Consider the following 19,975-nt stretch of genomic DNA (forward strand, 5'->3'; position numbering starts at 1 on the left):
CGGCGCTCGCTCACCCGCCGAGCTGGAGCAGCACCTTCCCGAACGACGCGTTGCTGGCGACGTAAATATGCGCTGCGGCGGCATCGCCGATCGGGAAGACCCGGTCCACGACCGGCCGCACCGCGCGGCTCGCGAGCCAGGGGGAGATGTTCCGCTCGAGCACCTGCGCCGCCGCGATCTTCTCCTCGAGCGGGCGCGAGCGGAGCACGGTGCCGAAGAGCTCGACGCGCTTCCGCAGGAGCTCGCGCAGATCGAGCTCCGTGGACGCGCCGGCCGTCAGCCCGACGAGCGCGATCCGGGCCTTCAGCGCGCACGCCTTGAGGTCCTCGCCGACGTACGCGCCTCCGACGAGCTCGAGGACCACGTCGACCCCCGCGCCTCCGGTCGCCTTCAGCACCTCGTCCGCGAACGTCGCGCCCGACGTCGCGATCCCGGCGTGCAGCCCGAGCTCGCGGCAGCGATCCAGCTTGTCCTGCGTGCGCGACGTCCCGACGACGAAGCACCCGAGCGCGCGGGCGATCTGGAGGCCGGCCGTGCCCACGCCGCTGCCGACCGCGTGCACCAGCGCGCGCTCGCCGGGCGCGAGCCGGGCGCGCGTCACGAGCGCGTCGTAGGCGGTGACGAACGCCTCGGGGACCGCCGCCGCCTCCTCGTCCGTGAGCCCGTCCGGCACCGGCGCGACCTCGCGCTCGTGCGCGACGACCCGCTCGGCGTAGGCGCCGCCCGCGAGGAGGCCGAAGACGCGATCGCCCGGCGCGAAGCGGCGCGCGCCCTTCCCCGTGGCCTCGACCACGCCGGAGTACTCGAGCCCCGGCACGTCCTGCGGCGCGCCGGGCGGCGCCGGGTAAAAGCCCAGCCGCTGGAGCAGATCGGCGCGGTTCACCCCGGCGAAGCGGACGGCGACGCGCACGTGCCCGTCGGGCACCTCGGGCGCATCGACCTCGCGCACCTCGAGGACCTCCGGCCCGCCCGGCTCGCGGATGACGACGGCGCGCATCTTCAATGTGCTGCTCACGCCCCGTTCATTCTTCCATGGGCGGCGGGAGCACGCTCTTCCGGTAGAAGTATTCCACCTTCTCGGAGTCCGGATCGGCCGGCTCCTTCTCCGGCTCGGCCGGCGCGTTGCCGCCGATCGCCGCCTCGATCTGCACCTGCTCGAGGGCGTCCATCATCGAGGCCGCGCTCGGGAAGCGCTCCTCGCGGTCGAGCGCGAGCGCGCGCATCGTCGCGACGTCGAGCGAGTGGGGCACCTCGGGCCGCAGCATGCGCGGGCGGATCGGCTTCACGCGCTGGATCTCCGCGAGCAGGGCGGCGGCCGTCGGCGCCTTGAACGGCAGCTGCCCGGTGAGCATCACGTAGAGCAGCATGCCCACCGAGTAGAGGTCCGCGCGCGCGTCGAGATCGCGGACGCCCTGCGCCTGCTCCGGGGCCATGAACGCGGGCGTGCCGGCGATGGCGTGGCTCCCCGCGGCGGCCATCGACACGAGGATCGACGGCGCCACCCCCGTGTTGAACGCCTCGGCGACGCCGAAATCGAGCACCTTCACGGTGAGCGGGCCGCGGTCGCCGCCGACGAGGCAGATGTTGTCCGGCTTGAGATCGCGGTGGAGGATGCCCTCGGTGTGCGTGACGACGAGCGCGCTGAGCACCTGGACGGCCACGTCCAGCACGACGGGAATGGGCATGGGGCGCTCGCGCGCGAGCCGCTCGGTGATGGTCTCGCCCTCGAGACGCTCCATCACGAGGTAGGGCGTGCCGTCGTCGAGCACGCCAAGATCGTAGACCTCGACGATGTTCGGATGGCCGAAGCGGCCGGCGACAGCGGCCTCGTTGTGAAAGCGCGCGATGGCCGTCTTGCTCTGAGCGTACTGGCCGCGGAGCGTCTTGATCGCGACCCGGCGCCGCAGGCCGATGTGGATCGCGTCGTAGACCATCCCCATCCCGCCCTTGGCGATGACGCCGAGGATGCGGTAGCGGTCGTGCAGCAGGCGGCCGACGAGCGGCGCCTCCTTCGTCGGCCGCGGCTGATCGGGATCGATATCGGGCGGCAGCGGCCCGTCCACCGGCCACCCCGACTCGCCCCTGCTCGTCGGCGGTACCCGCGTCGAGGAGGGCGGGGCGACGCTCGGCGTGAGCGCCGTGCCGTGCACCGGGCACCTCTCGGTGTCCGACGGGTGCGGCAACCCGCACGCCTGGCATCGGATGAAGTGCTGCGGCGGCATCGGGGACCCGGTCAGAGTACGGGTACATCCGCCCATGCAGCAAGCTCGTTCAGGGAGCGAGCGTCCCGGCTGGGGGGGCACGCCCACAGCGTGTGGTTGGGTAGCCAACCCATGTCATCTTCAGCAGCTGGGTTGGATCGGCTCGCGGCTTACGGTAGGCTGAGCTCAAACGTGCCGCAGCCGGTCCGAAAACCAACCCGACGAGCGCGAGAGGTACCGCAGCGGGGCGGGTACCAGAATTTGCATCCGAACGTAAGACGAAACGTAAGGCGAAACGTAATCCGGAACGTAAGACGAAACGTAAGGCGGTACGTCGACCTGAACGTTGACCAGCACGTAAGCCAGTACGTAAACCAGTACGTAAATCGAACGTAAGTCGAGCGTTGGGCAGCGCGTGACGGGCTCGGGGTACGCTTTCCCCGACTGCCAGCAGTGGGGGCCAGCGGGATGGGAAGGGGAAAGAGACAGAGGCCATGAGCACGGCGGAGAAGCTTTCGGACGGTGCCTCGGCCAGCGGTGAGTCCGATCCGCTGCTGGGAAAGGTCTTGAATCAGAAGTTCAAGATCCACTCCCTCCTCGCGACGGGCGGCATGGGCGTCATCTATCGCGGCGAGCAGATCGCCCTCGAGCGGCAGGTCGCGATCAAGGTCCTGACGCCCACGAACTCATCGAATCAGATCGACCCCAACTTTCATAAGCGCTTCTTCCTCGAGGCGAGCATCCTCGCCAGGCTCCAGCACCCGAACATCGTCACGGTCTTCGACTACGGCCGAGTCGAGAACATGGAGCCCGAGCGGTACTTCATGGCCATGGAGTTCCTCGAGGGCGAGACGCTCTTCCGGCGGCTGCGCAAGGCCGGCCGCCTCTCGGCGCCCGACTCGATGGGCATCGCCCGGCAGATCGCCCGCGGGCTGCGCGAGGCGCACAAGCACGGCGTGGTGCACCGCGATCTGAAGCCGTCGAACGTCATGCTCGTCCCCGGCGAGGACACCGGAGAGCTCGTCAAGATCCTCGATTTCGGCCTCGTGAAGGTGCTCGCGGACGACTCGGAGGAGCTCACGCAGCAGGGCTCGTTCCTCGGCTCCCCGCGCTTCATGTCGCCGGAGCAGATCTCGCACGGCAAGGTCGATCTGCGGACGGACGTGTACTCGCTGGGCGTGATCCTCTACCAGATGCTCTGCGGGAAGGTCCCGTTCGAGGCGCAGAACTCGGTCCAGATCCTGATCGCCCACCTGCAGCAGCCCGTCCCGCGGATGAAGGAGCGCAACCCCGAGGCCGACGTGCCCGAGCCGCTCGAGGCGTTCGTGCTGCGCTGCCTGTCGAAGGAACCGGACGGCCGACCCGCCAACATGGAGGCCCTCATCCGCGGGCTCGGCGAGTGCGCGCAGGCGATGGGCCTGTCCCCGGCGTTCGGCTCGACGGGCCTCGTGACCATGGACTCCACCGGCACCGGCAGGATGCCGACGCCGATGCCGCCCGTGCGCGTGATGACGGCGATCCCCGCCAGCTCGTCGTCGCCCACGTCGACGTCCGGCGCCACGACCTCGCAGGTGGACGACGCCTCGCTCGGCGCCGCCTCGCGCCCGGCCGACGCGGCGCCGCAGGGCCGAAAGGGCATCGTGCTCGTCGCGGTGGGCGTCCTCGCCGTCGCGGGCATCGGGGTCGCGATGTCGCAGATGCGCTCCGGCGAGCCGCCGCCGGCGCCGGCCGCCGCGCAACCGGAGAAGCCGCAGGTCGCGCCGCCGCCCGCCGACGTCGGGTCGTTCGTGCTGATGGTCGAGTCCATGCCGTCCGGCGCCGAGGTGCTGGAAGACGGCAAGCCGCTCGGGAACACGCCGCTCCAGCTGTCGCTCTCGAACAGCTCCGTGCGCGCCAACCCGCGCCGGTTGACCGTGCGCCACGAGGGGTACGAGCCGTACTCGATCGTCCAGGGCCCCTCCGATCAGTCCGTGCGCCTGGTCGCCACGCTCACGAAGCAGGCCGCCGCGCCGACGAGCACGCCTGCAGCGCCGACGCCGCCCCCGGCCGCCCCGGCGCCTCGCCCGTACTCTGGCCGGCCGGCCCCCAGGCCCGCGCCCGCCCCCGACGCTCCGCCCCCGCCTCCTTCTCCTCGGCCGCTGGATATCCAGATCGAACGATGACCCTCCAGCGCCACACACACCACATCGTCGTCTCCCCGTCTGTCTTCACCGCGCGGCCGCTCTGGGCGGATGTCCTCGCCGACGTGGAGGCACCTTGTTCCAGGCTTTCCGTCGGCGGGCACCCCCCGCGCGGCGCGCACGGTGACGGTGAAGGAGACGATGTGCCGCATTCTCCGGAACATGCGCAAATGTACGCGCACGAACGCGCGCACGAACACGCGCACGCTCAGCCCGTGCAGCGCGGCGAACGTCAAATCCAGCGGCGAACCCAGGCCGCGCTGACCGCCCGAACGATCGATCGAAGATCCCGGTATTCATCCGTTCCCGCCGGCAGTAGACTCCAGGCTCTGCGTCCCGCAGACGCGCTTCCCAGGCCGATTCCAAGCGGGATCCGTTGCTGAGGAGCAAGGAAATGAACCCGCTCGTCCCCGACTTCATCATCCAGCAAGACGCTCTCGGCAACACCGAGGGCAGCTTCACGGGGGCGGTGCTGATGATCGACATCCCCGGCTTCACCGAGCTCACGGAGAAGCTGATGCAGCACGGCCGCGCGGGCGCGGAGACGCTCGCCGGCACGCTCCGGTACTACTTCGACCCGCTCATCGCCGCTGTCCACCACGCCGGGGGCTTCATCACGAACTTCGCGGGCGACGCGTTCACGGCGCTGTTCCAGGACACGCCGGACCGCAAGGTCGCGGAGTACGTGCTCGGCGCGGCGCTCGCGATGCGCGACCTGTTCGCTGAGCACCCCGAGCGCGACACGCCCTTCGGCAGCTTCCCGTTCTCGTTCCGGATGGGGCTCGCGTGGGGCTCGGTCGAGTGGGGTATCGTCCGCATCTCCCCGGAGCGCGCGTACTACCACTTCCACGGGCAGGCGCTCGCCGCGTGCGTCGCGATCGAGCGGCAAGCGCTGAAGGGCGACATCCTCCTCGACCGCGCGCTCTGCGATCGCATCCCGCCCGCGAGCGCGAAGTACCACGGCGAGGGCGTCTACAAGCTCGGCGACGTGCCGGCGCCCAGGATGCCGCAGGTCCCGAGGAACCCGCCGCGCGGCGAGGGCACCGCGTTCGTGGCGAGGGGCGTCGCCGACATGCCCCCGGAGGGCGAGTTCCGCAACGTCACGAGCGTCTTCCTCTCGTTCGAGCAGATCCCGAGCTTCGCGGAGCTCACGCGCCTCCTGCACGAGCTCTCCGAGCTCTACGGCGGCACGTTCACGGGCATCGACGCGGGCGATCTCGGCATCGCCGCGCTGATCCACTTCGGCGCCCCGATCACCCACGAGAACGACAACGATCGCGCGCTCGACTTCGCGCTGGAGCTGAAGAAGCGCGGCCTCCGGCAGATGCGCCTCCGCGCGGGGATCACGCGCGACGTCCGGTACGCCGGCTTCAACGGCGGCACCGAGCGCCACGAGTTCGCGTGCATCGGCCGCGCGACGAACCTCGCCGCGCGCCTCGTCGCGAAGGCCCCCTGGTCGGCGATCTGGGCCGACGAGCAGGTCTTCCGCGCCGGTGAGACGAGCTACCAGTGGACGACGGAGAACATCTTCCGGTTCAAGGGCTTCGATCTGCCCATCCTCGTCTACTCGCTGGAGCGCCGCCGCATCTCGGTCCAGAAGGAGTTCTACGACCTCGGCCTCATCGGCCGCGAGGCGGAGATCGAGCAGCTCGTGCGCTACGTCGGGCCGATCTTCGAGGGCAAGCCGGCCGGGATCACGTACATCGACGGCGAGCCGGGGCTCGGGAAGAGCTACCTCGTGCAGCGCTTCCGCCACCGGTGCGAGGAGCACCAGAGCGACCGGCCCTTCCTGTGGATCGACGCGCGCTGCGACCAGACGCTCCAGAGCTCGCTGAACGCGTTCGAGTTCGCGCTGAAGGAGTACTTCTGGGAGTCCTCCGCGCTCGGCAAGGAAGAGAAGCTCACGAACTTCGACGACGCGTTCGAGTACCTCCTCGAGCGCCTGCCCGAGAGCCAGGCCGCGCTGAAGCGCGAGCTCGATCGCGCGCGCTCGGTGTTCGCCGCGCTCATCGGCATCCGGTGGGAGGACTCGCCGTACGAGCGCCTGCACCCGAAGCTCCGGTACACGAGCACGCTCTCGGCGCTGAGCTTCGTCTTCCTCGCCGAAGCGTCGCTCCAGCCGGTGATCCTGCACCTCGAGGACGCGCACTGGGCCGACGAGGACTCGCTCGAGGCGGTGCGCGTGATCGCGCGCGCGTGCCGGGGGCTGCCCATCGCGATCATCTGTACGACGCGGCGCAAGGACGACGGCACCCCCGTCCGCATCCCGCTCGACCCGGGCATCTCCGAGAACGTGATCGAGCTGAAGCCGCTGCCGCGCGAGCAGCTCCTCGCGCTCGCGGTCCCGTTCTTCGGCGGCCCGATGCCGGACATGCTCGCGACGCTCCTCTGCGAGACGGCCGGCGGCAACCCGTTCTTCGCGCAGGAGATCCTCGCCTACTGGCTCGAGGACGGGCGCTACGGCTCGAGCTCGAGCTCCATCTCGATCTCGAACACGTTCATGCCGCCGAAGAACGTGAACAGCCTGCTCATCTCGCGCCTCGACCGGCTCGACGCGAAGGTGAAGCAGACGATCGTCGCCGCGGCCGTCCTCGGGCGCGAGTTCGACCTGCGGGTGCTCGCGCTGATGCTCCCCGACGCCTCCGTGCTCGAGGAGCACGTGCGCATCGGCGAGGCGCAGTGCATCTGGTCGCAGATGACGGAGCGGCGCTTCCAGTTCAGCAACGCGCTCCTCCGCAACGCGGCCTACGAGATGCAGTCCCGCGCGCGGCTCCAGGAGCTCCACCGGCTCGCGGCCGAGGCGATCGAGAGCCTCTACGGCGATGACCTCGAGGACCAGCTCGTCGCGCTCGGCCGCCACTGGCGCCGCGCGGGCAAGGTGGACCACGCGCGCCGCTACTTCCTCGCGGGCGCCCGCAAGGCGGCGGCGCGCTACGCCCACGAGGAGGCGACACGCCTCTACCGCGTCTACTTCAAGCTCTCGCCGGAGCCGACGCCCGAGAGCGTCGTCGTGCGCTACGAGTTCGCCCGCGACGTCCTCGAGGCGAGGGGGCGGTACCAGGAGGCGCGGCAGGAGCACATCCGCGTGCTCACCGACGCCCAGAAGCTCGGCGACCGCGGGTCCGAGGCGCTCGGCTTCCTCGGCCTCGGCCGCACGCACTGGGCGATGCAGCAGCCGGACGACGCGCGCACCTACTGGGAAGAGGGGCTGCGCGCCGCGCGCGAGGCGGGCAACCTGCCGGCCGAGGGGCTCACGCTCGCGAGCCTCGGGATGGCCTACGCCGTCCAGGGCCGGTACGACGCCGCTCGCACGCTCTACTCGCGCGCGATCACGGTCGAGCGGCAGATCGGGAACCGGCGCGAGGAGGCGAGGCTCCTCGGGGAGTTCGCGAAGCTGCACCGGCTGAGCGGCCACCTCGGCGAGGCGGAGGCTCTGCAGGAGCAGGCCGCTGCCATCGAGCGTGAGCTGGGGGCCTCTTGAGCCGGTGGGGGACGCTGCCGTGCGCTCCGCCCACGCGAAGGCGACCCCGTCGTCCGACGTCGTCGCACGTTCCCTAGATCGCGGTGCAGAGGCCCCGCCGGCCCGCGCGGCGCCGGCGCGCCCCGGCCCTCGCCGCCCTGCGAATTCCGCTGACAATCGATCACGAGGTCTCCCAAGAGCATGACACGACAGGCAACAAAGGAGTCACCTGCGCTGTTGAACGAGGAGCTCCTTGAGAAGGCGAAGCCTTCCAAGCTCGTGCCCGCCGTGATCGCCGGAATGGTCTCGGGGACGCTGGTCGTCTCGTTCGATATCTCTCTTGGCGCGCTGATCTTCAACCACGGGCTCGCCGAATACCTCTCGAGAGGGATCGGCATCATCCTGATCAGCTCCGTCATCGTCGGCGTGATCGTGTCTCTCCTCAGCTCCTACAAGCCGGTGATCGCCGCGCCGCAGGAGGACGCCGCCGTCATTCTCGCCTCGATGGCGGCGGCGATCACGACGGCCATCGCGCAGAAGGACCCGGCGGCGAGCCCGTTCCCGACGGTCGTGGCCGCCATCGCGATCACCTCCGTGGTCGCAGGCGGCTTCTTCCTGCTGCTCGGGCTCTTACGGCTCGGCATCCTGGTCCGCTTCATCCCGTACCCCGTCGCCGGCGGCTTCATCGCAGGCGCCGGTTGGCTCCTCCTCCAGGGCTCGATCTCGGTGATGTCCGGGCAGCCATCGACGCTCGACATTTTTCCGACCGTGGTGATGGATCCGGAGCTCTTGAAGCGGGTCCTGCCGGGCCTCGTGTTCGGCGTCCTGCTCCTCGTGGTGCTGCGCCGGTTCTCGTCGCTCCTGCTCCTCCCCGTGCTGCTCGGGGGCTCGATCGTTGTGTTCTACGTCTCGCTGGGCCTCGCCGGCGTCAGCGTGCAGCAGGTGCTCGAGGGTGGCTGGCTCCTTGGTCCGTTCCCGACCGCGTCGCTCTGGCCGCCGATCGGGGCCTCGGACCTCGCGAAGGTGGACTGGTCGGTCCTGTTCAGCAGCGCGGGCAACGTCGCCGCCGTGATGATCATGGCCGCCATCACCGTGCTGCTCAGCGCGTCAGGCGTCGAGCTCGCGACGGAGCAGGAGATCGATCTCGACCGCGAGCTGCGGGCCACGGGCGTCGCGAACATCGTCACGGGCCTCTTTGGCGGCATGGTCGGCTACCTGTCGCTGGCCGAGTCGTCGATGAGCTACAAGGCCGGCTCGAACAGCCGCGTCTCGGGGCTGGTTGCGGCGGCTATCAGCTGCATCGTGCTCTTCGTCGGCGCCGACGCCATCCTGTACTTCCCGCGGCCCGTCCTCGGGGGCCTGATCGCGTATCTCGGGTTCCACTTCCTCATCAACACGCTCTACGAGGGCTGGTTCCGGCTGCGGCGCATCGAGTACTTCGTCATCGTGGTGATCCTCCTTGTCGTCGCCGTCCGGGGCTTCCTTGTCGGCATCGGCGTGGGGCTCGGCGTCTCGTTCATCCTCTTCGCGCTCAGCTACAGCCGCATCGAGGTGGTGCGCAACGCCATCACCGGGGTCCACCTGCGCAGCAACGTCGCTCGCAGCGAGGGCGAGCTGGAGACCCTGACGGCGCGCGGCAAGCAGCTCTACGTGCTCCAGCTCCAGGGGTATATCTTCTTCGGGACGGCGTACAACCTGCTCTCGACCGCCCAGCAGCGCATCCAGAGCGACGAGGACGAGAGGCCGCGTTACCTGCTGCTCGACTTCCTCCACGTCAACGGCATCGACTCGTCCGCCATCGCGAGCTTCCTCCGGCTCCGCAGGCTCGCCAAGTCGAACGGCGTCAAGCTCATTTTCACGGCGGTGCGTGAGGACATCCGCAATCACCTCGAGCGGGGTGAGGTCTTCCTGGCCGAAGGCGACGAGGTCTCCCTGCTCTACCCGGATATCGATCGAGGTCTCGAGGCGTGTGAGAAGGAGATCATCGCAGACGCGCCGCCCAGCATGCTGCCGCCTCCGATGCTGTTCTACGATCTCCAGGATGTGTTCGGCGGTCGCCCGGAAATGCTACGTTTCAAGGACTACCTCGAGCGCGTGGAGCTTCCGGCTGGGTTCGATCTGTTCCGGGCCGGAGATATCTCGAAGGACCTCTACCTCATCGAGAACGGGGAGCTCACGGCCTGGGCCGAGATCGACGGAAAGAAGGAGAAGCGGCTCCGCACGATGGGGCCGGGGTCGGTCGTGGGCGAGTCCGGGCTCTACATGGGAGAGAAGCGGTCGGCGACGGTCACCGCCAGCCAGAAGTCCACGCTCTACCGGCTCTCGGAGGAGGCGCTGCAGCGAATGACGGCGGAGGCGCCCGAGCTGGCTGCGGCCTTCCACCACTTCGTGGTCACGCTGCTGGCCAAGAGGATCGTGCACGCGACGTCGCCCGTGAAAGCGCTGTTCAACTAGACTCGATCGGTCCGGCCTGGAGCGTTGCGTTCCCGTGGAGACTCGCTTGCAGCATGGTGCGACGGCAGTACGCCTCCCGCCGGTGCGCGCCGCGCGCCGGGGAGCCGGCGTGCCCGCTCTTCAATGCTGCACGCGCGAGCACCTGGCTCCCGCAGATCCGATCGCGCACGACCACCGAGCGCAGCCCGCGAGCATTGCGGTCCTGTGTTCCGGTAGCGTCGAAACACGCATTGCCGTGCCGCGCGCCGTTTCACCTGGGGGAGAACAATCTCGTGTAGACGCTATCTTGGATGCGCGTGGATGCGCGGCGAACACACATTTGAATGCAATTTCGACGATCTCTTTCGGATTCAGAGCCACGGAATGTACGATTCGCCTAAGCTTGCGAACAGTCGTGGTTTCGCTCCGAATGAGAAGGCCAGTCGTGTTGCTTACCGCGCAACACATTTTCCTTGACAAGGGGACGCGCGCTTGCAATCCACGGTCCATAGGGTTGCGGCCGGGGCTGCCCGGCATCCCGCGCGTCCTACCGGCCGATGGGGGCCTCGGTCCGCAGACGCGCTCCGCTGGTTGGCGTTTCCGGAGACCCCAGAGGCCAGCATCGCGCCAGCGAACACCCGCAGGCCTGTCCGCCTTGAGCAGCTGGAGAAAGGACAACTTATGAAAACTCAACGTCGCCCCCTGATGGTACTAGCCATTCTGTTGGGTGTCCTATCGGTCGCCGCCTGCGGCAAAGATAAGGCTCCTGCTGAAGGACGTGCAGAGTCGGGCACCAAGGAAGCTGCGGCTCAGCCCTCCGAGCTCAGCGTCCTCATCTTCCCGAACTACCTGGATGACAAGAGCATCAAGGACTTCGAGACGCAGAACAACGCCCGTCTGCGGCTCACGATCTACGACTCCACCGAGGAGATGGAGAGCAAGCTCGCCTATGCGGGCGCCGACGCGCAGTACGATGTCGTCGTGATGGCGGCGCACGCCAGCGGGCGGCTCGCGCGGCGCGGGCTCATCCGCCCCCTGGATCACGCCCAGCTCCCCAACCTGAAGAACCTCGAGTCGCGGTTCTCGGGCCCGAACTTCGACGAGGGCAACAAGTATTCTATCCCTTACCAGTGGGGCACTGTCGCGATCATCTACAACAAGAAGAAGATCCCCAACATGGATCCGACGTGGGGCGTGCTCTTCGACGCCCAGAAGACGCCGGGCACGTTCGTGCTGATCGACGAGATGCGCGACATGGTCGGCGCGGCGCTGAAGTACAAGGGATTTTCCAGCAACACGTCGAAGCCTGAAGAGATCCGGGAGGCCGGGCGCATCCTCAAGGAGGCCAAGAGCAACCCGAAGTGCCTCGGCTTCAAGGGCGGCATCGGCGCGACGCAGGACGTGAAGGGCGGCTCCGTCGACATGGCGGTCGTCTGGAACGGGGACGCGCAGAAGGTGGTCTGGGAGGACAAGGATCGCCTCGCCCTCGTCATTCCGAAGGAAGGTTCCGTGATCTGGGTCGACGTGATGACCGTGCCCACCAAGTCGCCCCACCCCGAGCTGGCTCACAAGTTCATCAATCACATGCTGACCCCCGACGGCGGCGCGCAGCTCTCGATGATGACGAAGTACGCGACCCCGAACAGCGCCGCGCAGGCCAAGCTGCCGGTGGAGGACCGCACGAACCAGCTCATCTATCCGACGGGCGACCAGGCGAGCCGCCTGGAGCACCATCGCGATCTCGGCGAGGCGGCCAAGCTCTACGACGAGGTCTGGGCGGCCGTGAAATCGAACTGACCGCGAGGCGATGGCGCCAACGAGGTGCTCAGCCTCCGATCACGCCGATGCCCATCCTGCGCGACGCGCCGGTGTCGAGCGCACGCCCGAGCTGGAATCAGGGCCGCTGCGTGGAGCCCCTGGCAAGGCTGAATGCTTCGTTGCCACCGACGTGTCCCGCTGGCGCGGCGCTCGTCTCGCCGGCGCGTCCCCGACGCGTGCGCGACGAGCCCGGCTGGAGCGCACGGCGTAGCTCGCTGCCACCGGAGCGCACCGCGCCCGGTGCGCCCGGCGCTTCGAGGTGGAGTGCGTCGATCTGAACGTAAGGACCTCCATGGAAGATCATCGCTCCAAGACCACGGCTCGCGCGAGAGGCATGGTCGTAGACAACGCGTTCATGGCCGATAGTCTCTATGGCGTCCGGCGCGAGCCGACCTACAGCGGCGCGCTCTCCTTCCTGCGCCGCAAGTACACGCGCGACCTGACTGGCGTCGATGTGGCGGTCACCGGCATCCCGCTCGACACGGCGACCAGCAACCGCCCAGGGACGCGCTTCGGCCCGCGCGCGGTGCGGGAGGCCTCGGCGCACCTCGCGTGGAACCGCCCTTACGGCTACGAGTTCGATCCGCTCGACCGGCTCGCCGTGGTGGACTATGGCGACTGCGTCTGGGATTACGGGCGTCCGGAGGAGAGCCCTGTCGCCATCGAGGAGCACATCGGCCGGATCCTCGACGCCGGGGTGACGCCCCTCTCGATCGGGGGGGATCACTTCGTGAGCTACCCGATCCTGCGCGCCGTGTCCAAGCGCCGCGGGAAGCTCTCGCTGATCCATTTCGACGCTCACTCCGACACGTGGAGCGACGAGGTCGGATCGGGTCGGGTCGATCACGGCACCATGTTCTTCCACGCGGCGCAGGAGGGCCTCGTGGAGCCCAGCCGCTCGGCGCAGATCGGGCTCCGCACTTACAACGCCGATACGCTCGGCTTCCAGGTGCTCGACGCGCCCTGGGTTCATCGCCATGGCGCGAGGGCGGTGATCGAGCACGTTCGTAATATCGTCGGGGACCACGAGGTTTACCTGACGTTCGACATCGATTTCCTCGACCCGAGCTTCGCGCCCGGCACCGGCACGCCGGTCTGCGGGGGGATGTCCACCGCGGTCGCGCTGGAGATCCTGCGGGGGCTCCAGGGCATCGCGCTCGTCGGCATGGACGTCGTGGAGGTCGCGCCCGCGTACGACGTGGGTGAAATCACGGCGCTGGCTGGCGCGACGATCGCGCAGGAGGGGCTCGGGCTCTTCGCGTGCCGGCCTGGCGCGCCCAGAGCAAGGGAGCCGGCCGAGGGAGAGCGGCGTTAGAGCGGCGGTCACCCGCTTCGGATACGGGCCCATCTCGTCGTTTTCGGTGCTCAGCGCACAGGAGTGCGCTTCCGCGCCGAAAACGACGATCTGGACCCGTCTCCTGTGCGGGAGACCGCCGCTCTGCGTCGCGTCTACGAGCGTGTTCGGCGGCGGGGGGACTGCGCTCGGTATGGCGCGAAGACCGCTTCTGGCGAGTCTTCGGTGAACTGGCGGAGCACCCGGTTCAGCCCGCGCGTGCCGTGGGCGCGGACCGTCTGGACGCGGTCGAGATCGAGCACCTCCCCGAGGTACTCCTCGCCGGAGCCCCCCAGGAAGAGGACGCGGCCCTCGGGATCGACCGCGATGGAGCGCCCGCCGCCGATCTCCACCGCGGCATTGACGTTCACCACATAACACTGGTTCTCGATCGCGCGGGCGCGGGCGAGCACGAGCTCCTCCTCGCGATCCGGCGTCGTGGTGAGCGTCGGGTGCAGGATCACCTCGGCGCCGCGCAGCGCCAGGCCGCGCGCGACCTCGGGATACCAGCCATCGTAGCAGATCATGAGCCCCAGCCGGCCGACGCGCGGGATGTCGAACACGGGCGCGGGCTCATCGCCCGGCGCACAGGTCTCGAAGGGCATCCAGGGATAGAGCTTGCGGTACCGGGTGACGAGCTTGCCGCTCGGCGAGAAGACGAGCGCGGTATTGTGCAGCTTGTCCCCCGCGCGCTCGTAGATCGACCCGGCGCAGAGCCACCTCCCAGCCCTGCGCGCGATCGCGCCGAGCCGCCTGGTGAGCGGCCCCGGGATCGGCTGGGCGAGCTCGTGCGACGGGGAGGTGTGGCGGAACGGGTGATCCCCCGTGAGCCACAGCTCGGGAAAGAGGTAGAGCTGCGCCTCGGGGAACGAGACCCCCAGCGTCTGCACCTCGCGCTCGAGCTTCTCGAGCGTCGCAGCAGGGTCGCCGGGCACGGGCCGGGACTGGACTCCGATGACGTGGAGGAGGCGAGCCATACAAGCGACGTTATACACCCCCTCTGCGGCGTGCGTTCGAGGGGCGTCGTGAACGTCGCGCCGGGGGGCGCCTGGCGAGCTCGCTCAGGTGGTCGGCTCGATCGACCCGCGAGCCGCCGCGATCACCTCGGCCGTGGCGAAGTGCGCCGACTCGAGGGCACCCTGCGCCCAGCCCGTGTAGAGACACGTGTGATCGCCGGCGAAGACGATTCGCCCCTCGCCGCGCTGGAGATCCGCGATCAGGTCGGTCTGATCGGGCCGGTACGCGGGCCAGCCGCCTCGCGTGTACGGCTGGTGGTGCCACGAGAACGACAGCCCCTTCTGGAAGTACTGCCGAGCGTTCGGGAAGAACGACTCCATCGTCTTGAGCCCGAACTCGATGCGATCGGCCGCGGTGGGCAGCTCGTCGAGCGCCGCGGCGTTGCGGTCCTGCACGTACGCCGTGAGGATGCCCGAGGAGCCGGACTGGAGCGAGGTCAGGTCCCACAGGCGCTCGATGGGCGTGGTCGTGCAGGCCGCGAGCAGCCCGATGATGCCCTCATCCGCCCAGAACCGGTGCGAGAACTGGAAGTTGAGGCGCGTGACGGTGAACATCGGGATCTCCGACGCGGCGCGGTGCTTGGGGCCGGAGAGCGGCGGGTCGAACGCGACCTCGAGCAGGATGCGGTGGGGGAGCGCGCACACAACGAAGTCGCCCTCGATCGTCTCGGGGTCCCCGTTCCTGAGGAACTCGACGGTCACGCCGTCCTCGCGGGAGATCACCCGCTGCACATGGGCCCCCTTGAGGATGCGATCGCCGAGATCGTCGGCGAACGCGGTGGTCAGCCGGTCGTTCCCGCCGGCGATCGCGTAGGTGTGGAACCACTTGGCGTCGAGCCGCTGGTTCGCCGACCAGGCGAGGCCGCTGAACATCTCGATCTCCGTCCCCTCGTACGCGCGGCAGATCTCCCTCGCGGCGTGCGAGGCCCCGGTCCGATCCAGGCTGCGGTAGAACGTCTCGCCCGAGAAGTCCTTGCGGACGGTGGCCGGTGGCCACTGCGTGTCCCGCGGGTCGCCGATCACCGAGAACGCCTTCGCCGCGAGCTGCAGGTTGAGGGACTCCGCGTCGATGTCCCTCTCTTCCGGAGAGAGCGGAAAGTCGGCAGGATAGTGCGCTTTGCCCCGCGAGGTGCTCAGGAAGCGATGGCCCATGACGTAGTACAGCTGCGTCGCGTCGAGCGGATACTCGAGGATCTCCAGCCCGAAGTGGCGCGCATAGGCGAGCGTGAGGACGTGGGTGTCGGCGATCCGGGTGACGCCGAGCTCGGCGTACTGGTCGCCGAAGTGGTTCCGGAGCGTGTAAAAGCGGCCGCCCACACGGTCATTCCGCTCGAGGATGATCGGGTCGAACCCGGCCTTCCGCAGCGACCATGCGGTGCACAGCCCTGAAATCCCGCCGCCGAGCACGATGACACGGCGTCCGCCGCCGACGCTCGGCCACTCAGGTAGGGTGTCCCACATCTGTGGCAACATCTCCCCTGCGGCCGCGAGGCGACGCCGGTCGTAGACGGAAGCGAACGGCTGCTCGGGAACATCGATCGGGCGGTCGGGCAACATGGACCTCTTGCTCGGGCTGGCTGACGATCGTCAGGTTGGCAAAAACGCCGTTGAGACGGCGCGCCGCGGGTGGCAGACCCGACGCGCGCTCCCCTCGTGGCCTACGGTTCGGCGCGAAAATCGGCGCCCATCGCTCTCCTGATCGCTCCCATTCGCGGCGCGCTCCGCCGAGCGGCGCGCCCGTCGTTCCGCCGTCGCTCCGGACCGCGCGCGCCGTGCGTCGCGTGATCCGAGGTCGAGGAGCGGATATTCACGAGTGACCATGATGGACAAGCGATGTTTTGCTTTCAAGCAAAATCATGACCGCGCGGATTGTCACAAGAGTGTGCGGGCGTCCGATGATGTGGTCACCTGGTTACGTGGCGCGTGACACGTGGCGCGCAGCGCGCGGCCGCGCGCCGTCAGATCGCAGCGTTTCCGGCGACGGCCATGAAGCGAACGCACCGCCCCACACCATCGCGCCTCGATCGTGGATTGCGGAGGAACGTGCGTGATTTGCGCCACGGCGCACGATTTGCGTCGGGCAAGGAAACACACGAGAGCGCTGCATGACACGCGAGGCCGGCCCAGGCGCTGAGTTCACGCGAGACGCTGAATTCGAGCGTGGCGCGAACCGCGTGCAGCGGTGGAGCTCCTGCCAGAGCGGAACGGTACCGCAGCTGTGGCTTGCGCCACGCCTGGAATGGATGAGGCCGCCAGGGCGACGCCGCTCGATGGCCGCGGGGCGCGAGGCTGCGCGCTGCGCTGCCCGCCCTGCGCCGCGGTCGAGCGGGGCGGCGCGGGGGCGGAGCGCCGAGAGGTGATGGCCGTGAGGTGGAGAGCGCGCGCGGCCAGGACGGCCGCGCGATGATCAGAAGTTCAGGTTGGCAGAGAGGAGGAAGGTGCGGCCTGCCTGGGGCATCCTGGTCGCCGTGAACTGGGGCGAGATGGGGGCCTCGTACTCCCAGTCGGCGACGTTGTAGACGCCCATGTTGTAGCGGAGGCCGGCCACGTCCGTCTGACCGGAGAGGACGACGTCCCAGATCACCGCGGGGTCGGTCTCCGTCAGGGTCTTGTCGATGCGCGGCGACTCGACGGTGAGGCGCGTCGACAGCATCAGGGCCTTTCCGAACAGCGGCACGGTCCCCTTGACGGCGGCCATATGCTCCGGCGAGTTGGGCACCTTCTTGAGCACATCGTCGACGTCTCCTTTATCGAGGTACCGCGCCCGTGAATAGGAGTAGGAGACAGAGGCCATCCAGCCCTGGCGCCACTCGCGGCGCAGCTCGGCCTCCGCGCCCAGCACGAGGATCGGCTCCTTGGTGTTGTCGTACCTTCCCGGCACAGCCTCCGTGAAGTCGCCGGTCTGCGCGATCATGTCGGTCATGTAGTTCACGTACCCCGCGCCGAGCAGGGAGAGCGTGGACGAGAGCCGGTGCGTGAACTCGACCTCTCCCGAGAGCACGCTCTCGGGACCGATCCGCTCTTCCTCCGACTCCGCCGGATTGTACCCCGGGGCAAAGTTGCTTGCGGGCACCTGCAGGAAGAGCTCGTAGATGGGCGGAGCGCGGAACGCGCGGCCGCCGGTCACCTTCAGGTTGCCCCCTTCGTAGGGCTTGACGACGAGCGCGATACGCGGGCTGATCCCGGAGTTGAAGCTGAGCTTCTTCTCAGGCTCGTCACTGCTATAGTTGTAATAGTCGATACGAGCACCCGCGGAGATGCGGACGCGATCGGACGGGACGAAGTCGACGACGCCGTAGCCGGCGAGGATCTGGTAAGGGTGCGCGTCGAACAGACCGTCATCTCGCGCATTGAAGATGGCGACATCATCCTTGTTGATCATGCCGTCGTTGTCGAGATCATCATCGTCATCGCTGCTGGCGCCAGCAGCAGGCGCCTCAACGTTACCATCCTGGTCAACGTCCTGTCTCTCGACCGGGACGGGGAGGATGAGCGAGTCGGTGCAGGGTTGGTCGGGGACGCAGACGGTCTCCTCGATGCGCTGCCGGCCGACGAAGTGCATCTGGCCCTCGACGCCCACGGTGACCTTCAGCTGTGGAAACGGGGTGATCTCGAATCGCTGATCCGCGAGCAAGAACATGTCCTGGTACTGCTCGACATCGGAGATCCTGAGGCCGGTGCTGTCGTTCGCCAGCCACAGCGTGTCGTCATAAAACTGGATGTCGTAGGCCACGCGGGTGACCGTCGAGAAGACGTCCGAGATCCGCGGCGCGAACGTGACCTCGGCGAACCCGCGCCTGTCGCGGTAAAACGTCCTGTCGTCGCCGACGACGGTCTTGTTGGCGCCGCTCGGGAGCGCCTTCCTGCGCTCGTTGTAGAACACCTGCGCCGAGAGGGACTTGTACCAGAGCCGCCCCTGGACCGTCCCGACATTGAAGTGGTCGGCGTCGCGGGCGTTGGCGTCCTTGTTCTTCCACTGCTCATCGAGTCCGGGCGTGATCGGCAGGAAGTAGTCTCGCCCTTGGCCGTGGCCGCCGGCGACCGACAGCCACATGCCGGAGTCGCGCCCGAAGGGCACCTGCGCCTGGGCGCGGCCGCGGATGAAGCCGTGCTGCGCCGCGCCCACGCCGACGCCCGCGCCGAACGACGTCGGGCGGCCCTTGGTCACGATGTTGATGACGCCGACGAACGCGCCCGTACCGTAGAGCAGCGAGCCCGGGCCACGGACGACCTCGATCCGCTCGACGTCCTCCAGGTCGGTGCGCGCGGCTTGATCGGCGAAGGCGAGGCCGTCCCAGGTGTCGTTGATCGAGTGCCCGTTGAGCAGCACGAGCACGCGGTTGCTGTAGTCGCCAGGGATGCTGATCCCGCGGATGCCAACCCAGGAGTAGGTGCCGTCGTACGTCGTGTAGACGCCGCGCATGCCCCTCAAGGCCTCGGCGACCGTCGGATACCCCATCGCGCGGAGCTCCTGGCCCGAGATGATCGTGACCGAGCCGGGCGCGTCCTCGACGGCCTCCGCCGTACGCGACGCGGCCTCGACCTCCTCGAGCTGCCGGAGGGAGATGTCGATCCGGGTCTGCTGTGCGGCCACCACGTTCGCTGTCTGCTCCACCGGGCGGAAGCCGCGCAGCGAGACGCGCACGCGGCGCTGGCCGCTCTGCACGTTGAGGACCGCGGGCGTGAAGCCCATCGGCTTTCCGTCGACCTCGACGAGCGCGTCGCGCTCATCCGCGTTGACGACGAGGCTGCCGGTGAGCGGGTTGAGCCGGTAACGCGCGGTCACCGTGCTCGCGGCCGCCACGTTCACGTCCTGCTCCGACGGCTGATACCCCTCCTGCGAAAGGTAGAGGCGGTGCCGGCCAGGAGGCAGCGTGAGATCGCACGGCGCGGTGCACGCCGGGGGGCCGCTCGCGTCGTTGACCCGCACCGTCGTGCCCGCCATCTCACCGACCACGCGCACCGTCCCGACGATGCGCTTCAGCTTGACCGCGACGTTCGTTTGCTCGCCGATCTTCGCCTCGACGTTCTCGACCTCCGCCGGCTCGTAACCCTCGAGATCGACGATGATCTTGTGCTTGCCGGGCTGGAAGCCGAGGAGGCGGGGCGTGTTGCCGCGGCCGCCGAGATCGCGGCGGTTGATGTACACCGTCGCTCCGGGCGGGTCCGTCGTCACGTTGATGACGGCGACGTTGGGCCGGATGCGCGCGAGCGCCTCCTCGATGGCCGGCCTGCGCGCGGCGTTGGGCTCGAGATCGAGCGCCTGAACGTAGTAGCGAAATGCGTCTGGATACTCCTGGAGAGCCTCGTAAGTTCGGGCGATGTTGAAGATGACGTTTCGGTTCGGGACAAGCCGGTTCGACACCAGGAAGTGCTCCAGGGCGCCCCGGTAGTCACGCGCCGAATAGCGCTCCGTGGCGATCCTGAAGTGCAGATCGGCCTCATCGGCCAGATCATCCGCCCAGGCAGGCCGACCGGAGAATGTGAGGAGTGCTACGAGTATGAGTAGGAGTGCGGAGCGACGAAAGCTCATC

At 68.6% G+C, this 19,975-nt stretch carries 10 protein-coding genes; 5 read left to right on the top strand and 5 right to left on the bottom strand.

What is annotated here, in order from left to right; all coding sequences use genetic code 11:
• Positions 1–10: 10 nt before the first annotated feature.
• Together WME82_RS49585 and WME82_RS49590 are read right to left on the bottom strand one after the other, a co-directional pair.
• Positions 11–997 (bottom strand): NAD(P)H-quinone oxidoreductase, encoded by a 987-nt coding sequence (locus WME82_RS49585; RefSeq protein ID WP_438045014.1) that lies wholly within the window; start codon positions 995–997, stop codon positions 11–13.
• A 25-nt stretch (positions 998–1,022) separates the two neighbouring features.
• Positions 1,023–2,183, bottom strand: a complete 1,161-nt coding sequence (locus tag WME82_RS49590; RefSeq protein WP_438034326.1) for a serine/threonine-protein kinase — start codon at positions 2,181–2,183, stop codon at positions 1,023–1,025.
• Positions 2,184–2,695: 512 nt separating this feature from the next.
• Here WME82_RS49590 and WME82_RS49595 point away from each other — a divergent pair.
• From WME82_RS49595 to speB, 5 genes are all read left to right on the top strand, one after another.
• On the top strand, positions 2,696–4,363 hold the full coding sequence (locus tag WME82_RS49595) for a protein kinase domain-containing protein (RefSeq protein ID WP_438041033.1): 1,668 nt from the start codon (positions 2,696–2,698) through the stop codon (positions 4,361–4,363).
• 412 nt (positions 4,364–4,775) lie between these two features.
• Complete coding sequence (locus WME82_RS49600; RefSeq protein WP_437743373.1) at positions 4,776–7,862, top strand: AAA family ATPase; 3,087 nt, start codon at positions 4,776–4,778, stop codon at positions 7,860–7,862.
• Positions 7,863–8,078: 216 nt separating this feature from the next.
• The gene (locus WME82_RS49605) at positions 8,079–10,295 is read left to right on the top strand and encodes a SulP family inorganic anion transporter (RefSeq protein ID WP_438041034.1); all 2,217 of its coding nucleotides are present in this window, start codon (positions 8,079–8,081) and stop codon (positions 10,293–10,295) included.
• 660 nt (positions 10,296–10,955) lie between these two features.
• Positions 10,956–12,071: a polyamine ABC transporter substrate-binding protein gene (locus WME82_RS49610; protein WP_438041035.1), complete on the top strand. Its 1,116-nt coding sequence runs from the start codon at positions 10,956–10,958 to the stop codon at positions 12,069–12,071.
• Between the two features lie 355 nt (positions 12,072–12,426).
• Positions 12,427–13,407, top strand: a complete 981-nt coding sequence (gene speB / locus WME82_RS49615) for an agmatinase (protein ID WP_438041036.1) — start codon at positions 12,427–12,429, stop codon at positions 13,405–13,407.
• A gap of 134 nt (positions 13,408–13,541) precedes the next feature.
• Here the strand turns inward: speB and WME82_RS49620 are convergent, their stop codons facing one another.
• From WME82_RS49620 to WME82_RS49630, 3 genes are all read right to left on the bottom strand, one after another.
• Positions 13,542–14,402, bottom strand: coding sequence for a carbon-nitrogen hydrolase family protein (locus tag WME82_RS49620; RefSeq protein ID WP_438041037.1), 861 nt, complete (start codon positions 14,400–14,402; stop codon positions 13,542–13,544).
• An 84-nt stretch (positions 14,403–14,486) separates the two neighbouring features.
• Positions 14,487–15,998 (bottom strand): flavin monoamine oxidase family protein, encoded by a 1,512-nt coding sequence (locus WME82_RS49625; protein ID WP_438041038.1) that lies wholly within the window; start codon positions 15,996–15,998, stop codon positions 14,487–14,489.
• Between the two features lie 850 nt (positions 15,999–16,848).
• Positions 16,849–19,806, bottom strand: a complete 2,958-nt coding sequence (locus WME82_RS49630; protein WP_438041039.1) for a TonB-dependent receptor domain-containing protein — start codon at positions 19,804–19,806, stop codon at positions 16,849–16,851.
• Positions 19,807–19,975: the final 169 nt, after the last annotated feature.

Origin of the sequence: Sorangium sp. So ce128, from assembly GCF_051525245.1 — a bacterium.
Lineage (GTDB): Bacteria > Myxococcota_A > Polyangia > Polyangiales > Polyangiaceae > Sorangium > Sorangium cellulosum_B.

Excerpts from the sequence above, each read along its gene's own strand:
- WME82_RS49600 (WP_437743373.1), top strand. The coding sequence starts at position 4,776 with ATGAACCCGCTCGTCCCCGACTTCATCATCCAGCAAGACGCTCTCGGC.
- speB (WP_438041036.1), top strand. The coding sequence starts at position 12,427 with ATGGTCGTAGACAACGCGTTCATGGCCGATAGTCTCTATGGCGTCCGG.
- WME82_RS49620 (WP_438041037.1), bottom strand. The coding sequence starts at position 14,402 with ATGGCTCGCCTCCTCCACGTCATCGGAGTCCAGTCCCGGCCCGTGCCC.
- WME82_RS49585 (WP_438045014.1), bottom strand. The coding sequence starts at position 997 with ATGCGCGCCGTCGTCATCCGCGAGCCGGGCGGGCCGGAGGTCCTCGAG.
- WME82_RS49610 (WP_438041035.1), top strand. The coding sequence starts at position 10,956 with ATGAAAACTCAACGTCGCCCCCTGATGGTACTAGCCATTCTGTTGGGT.
- WME82_RS49595 (WP_438041033.1), top strand. The coding sequence starts at position 2,696 with ATGAGCACGGCGGAGAAGCTTTCGGACGGTGCCTCGGCCAGCGGTGAG.
- WME82_RS49625 (WP_438041038.1), bottom strand. The coding sequence starts at position 15,998 with ATGTTGCCCGACCGCCCGATCGATGTTCCCGAGCAGCCGTTCGCTTCC.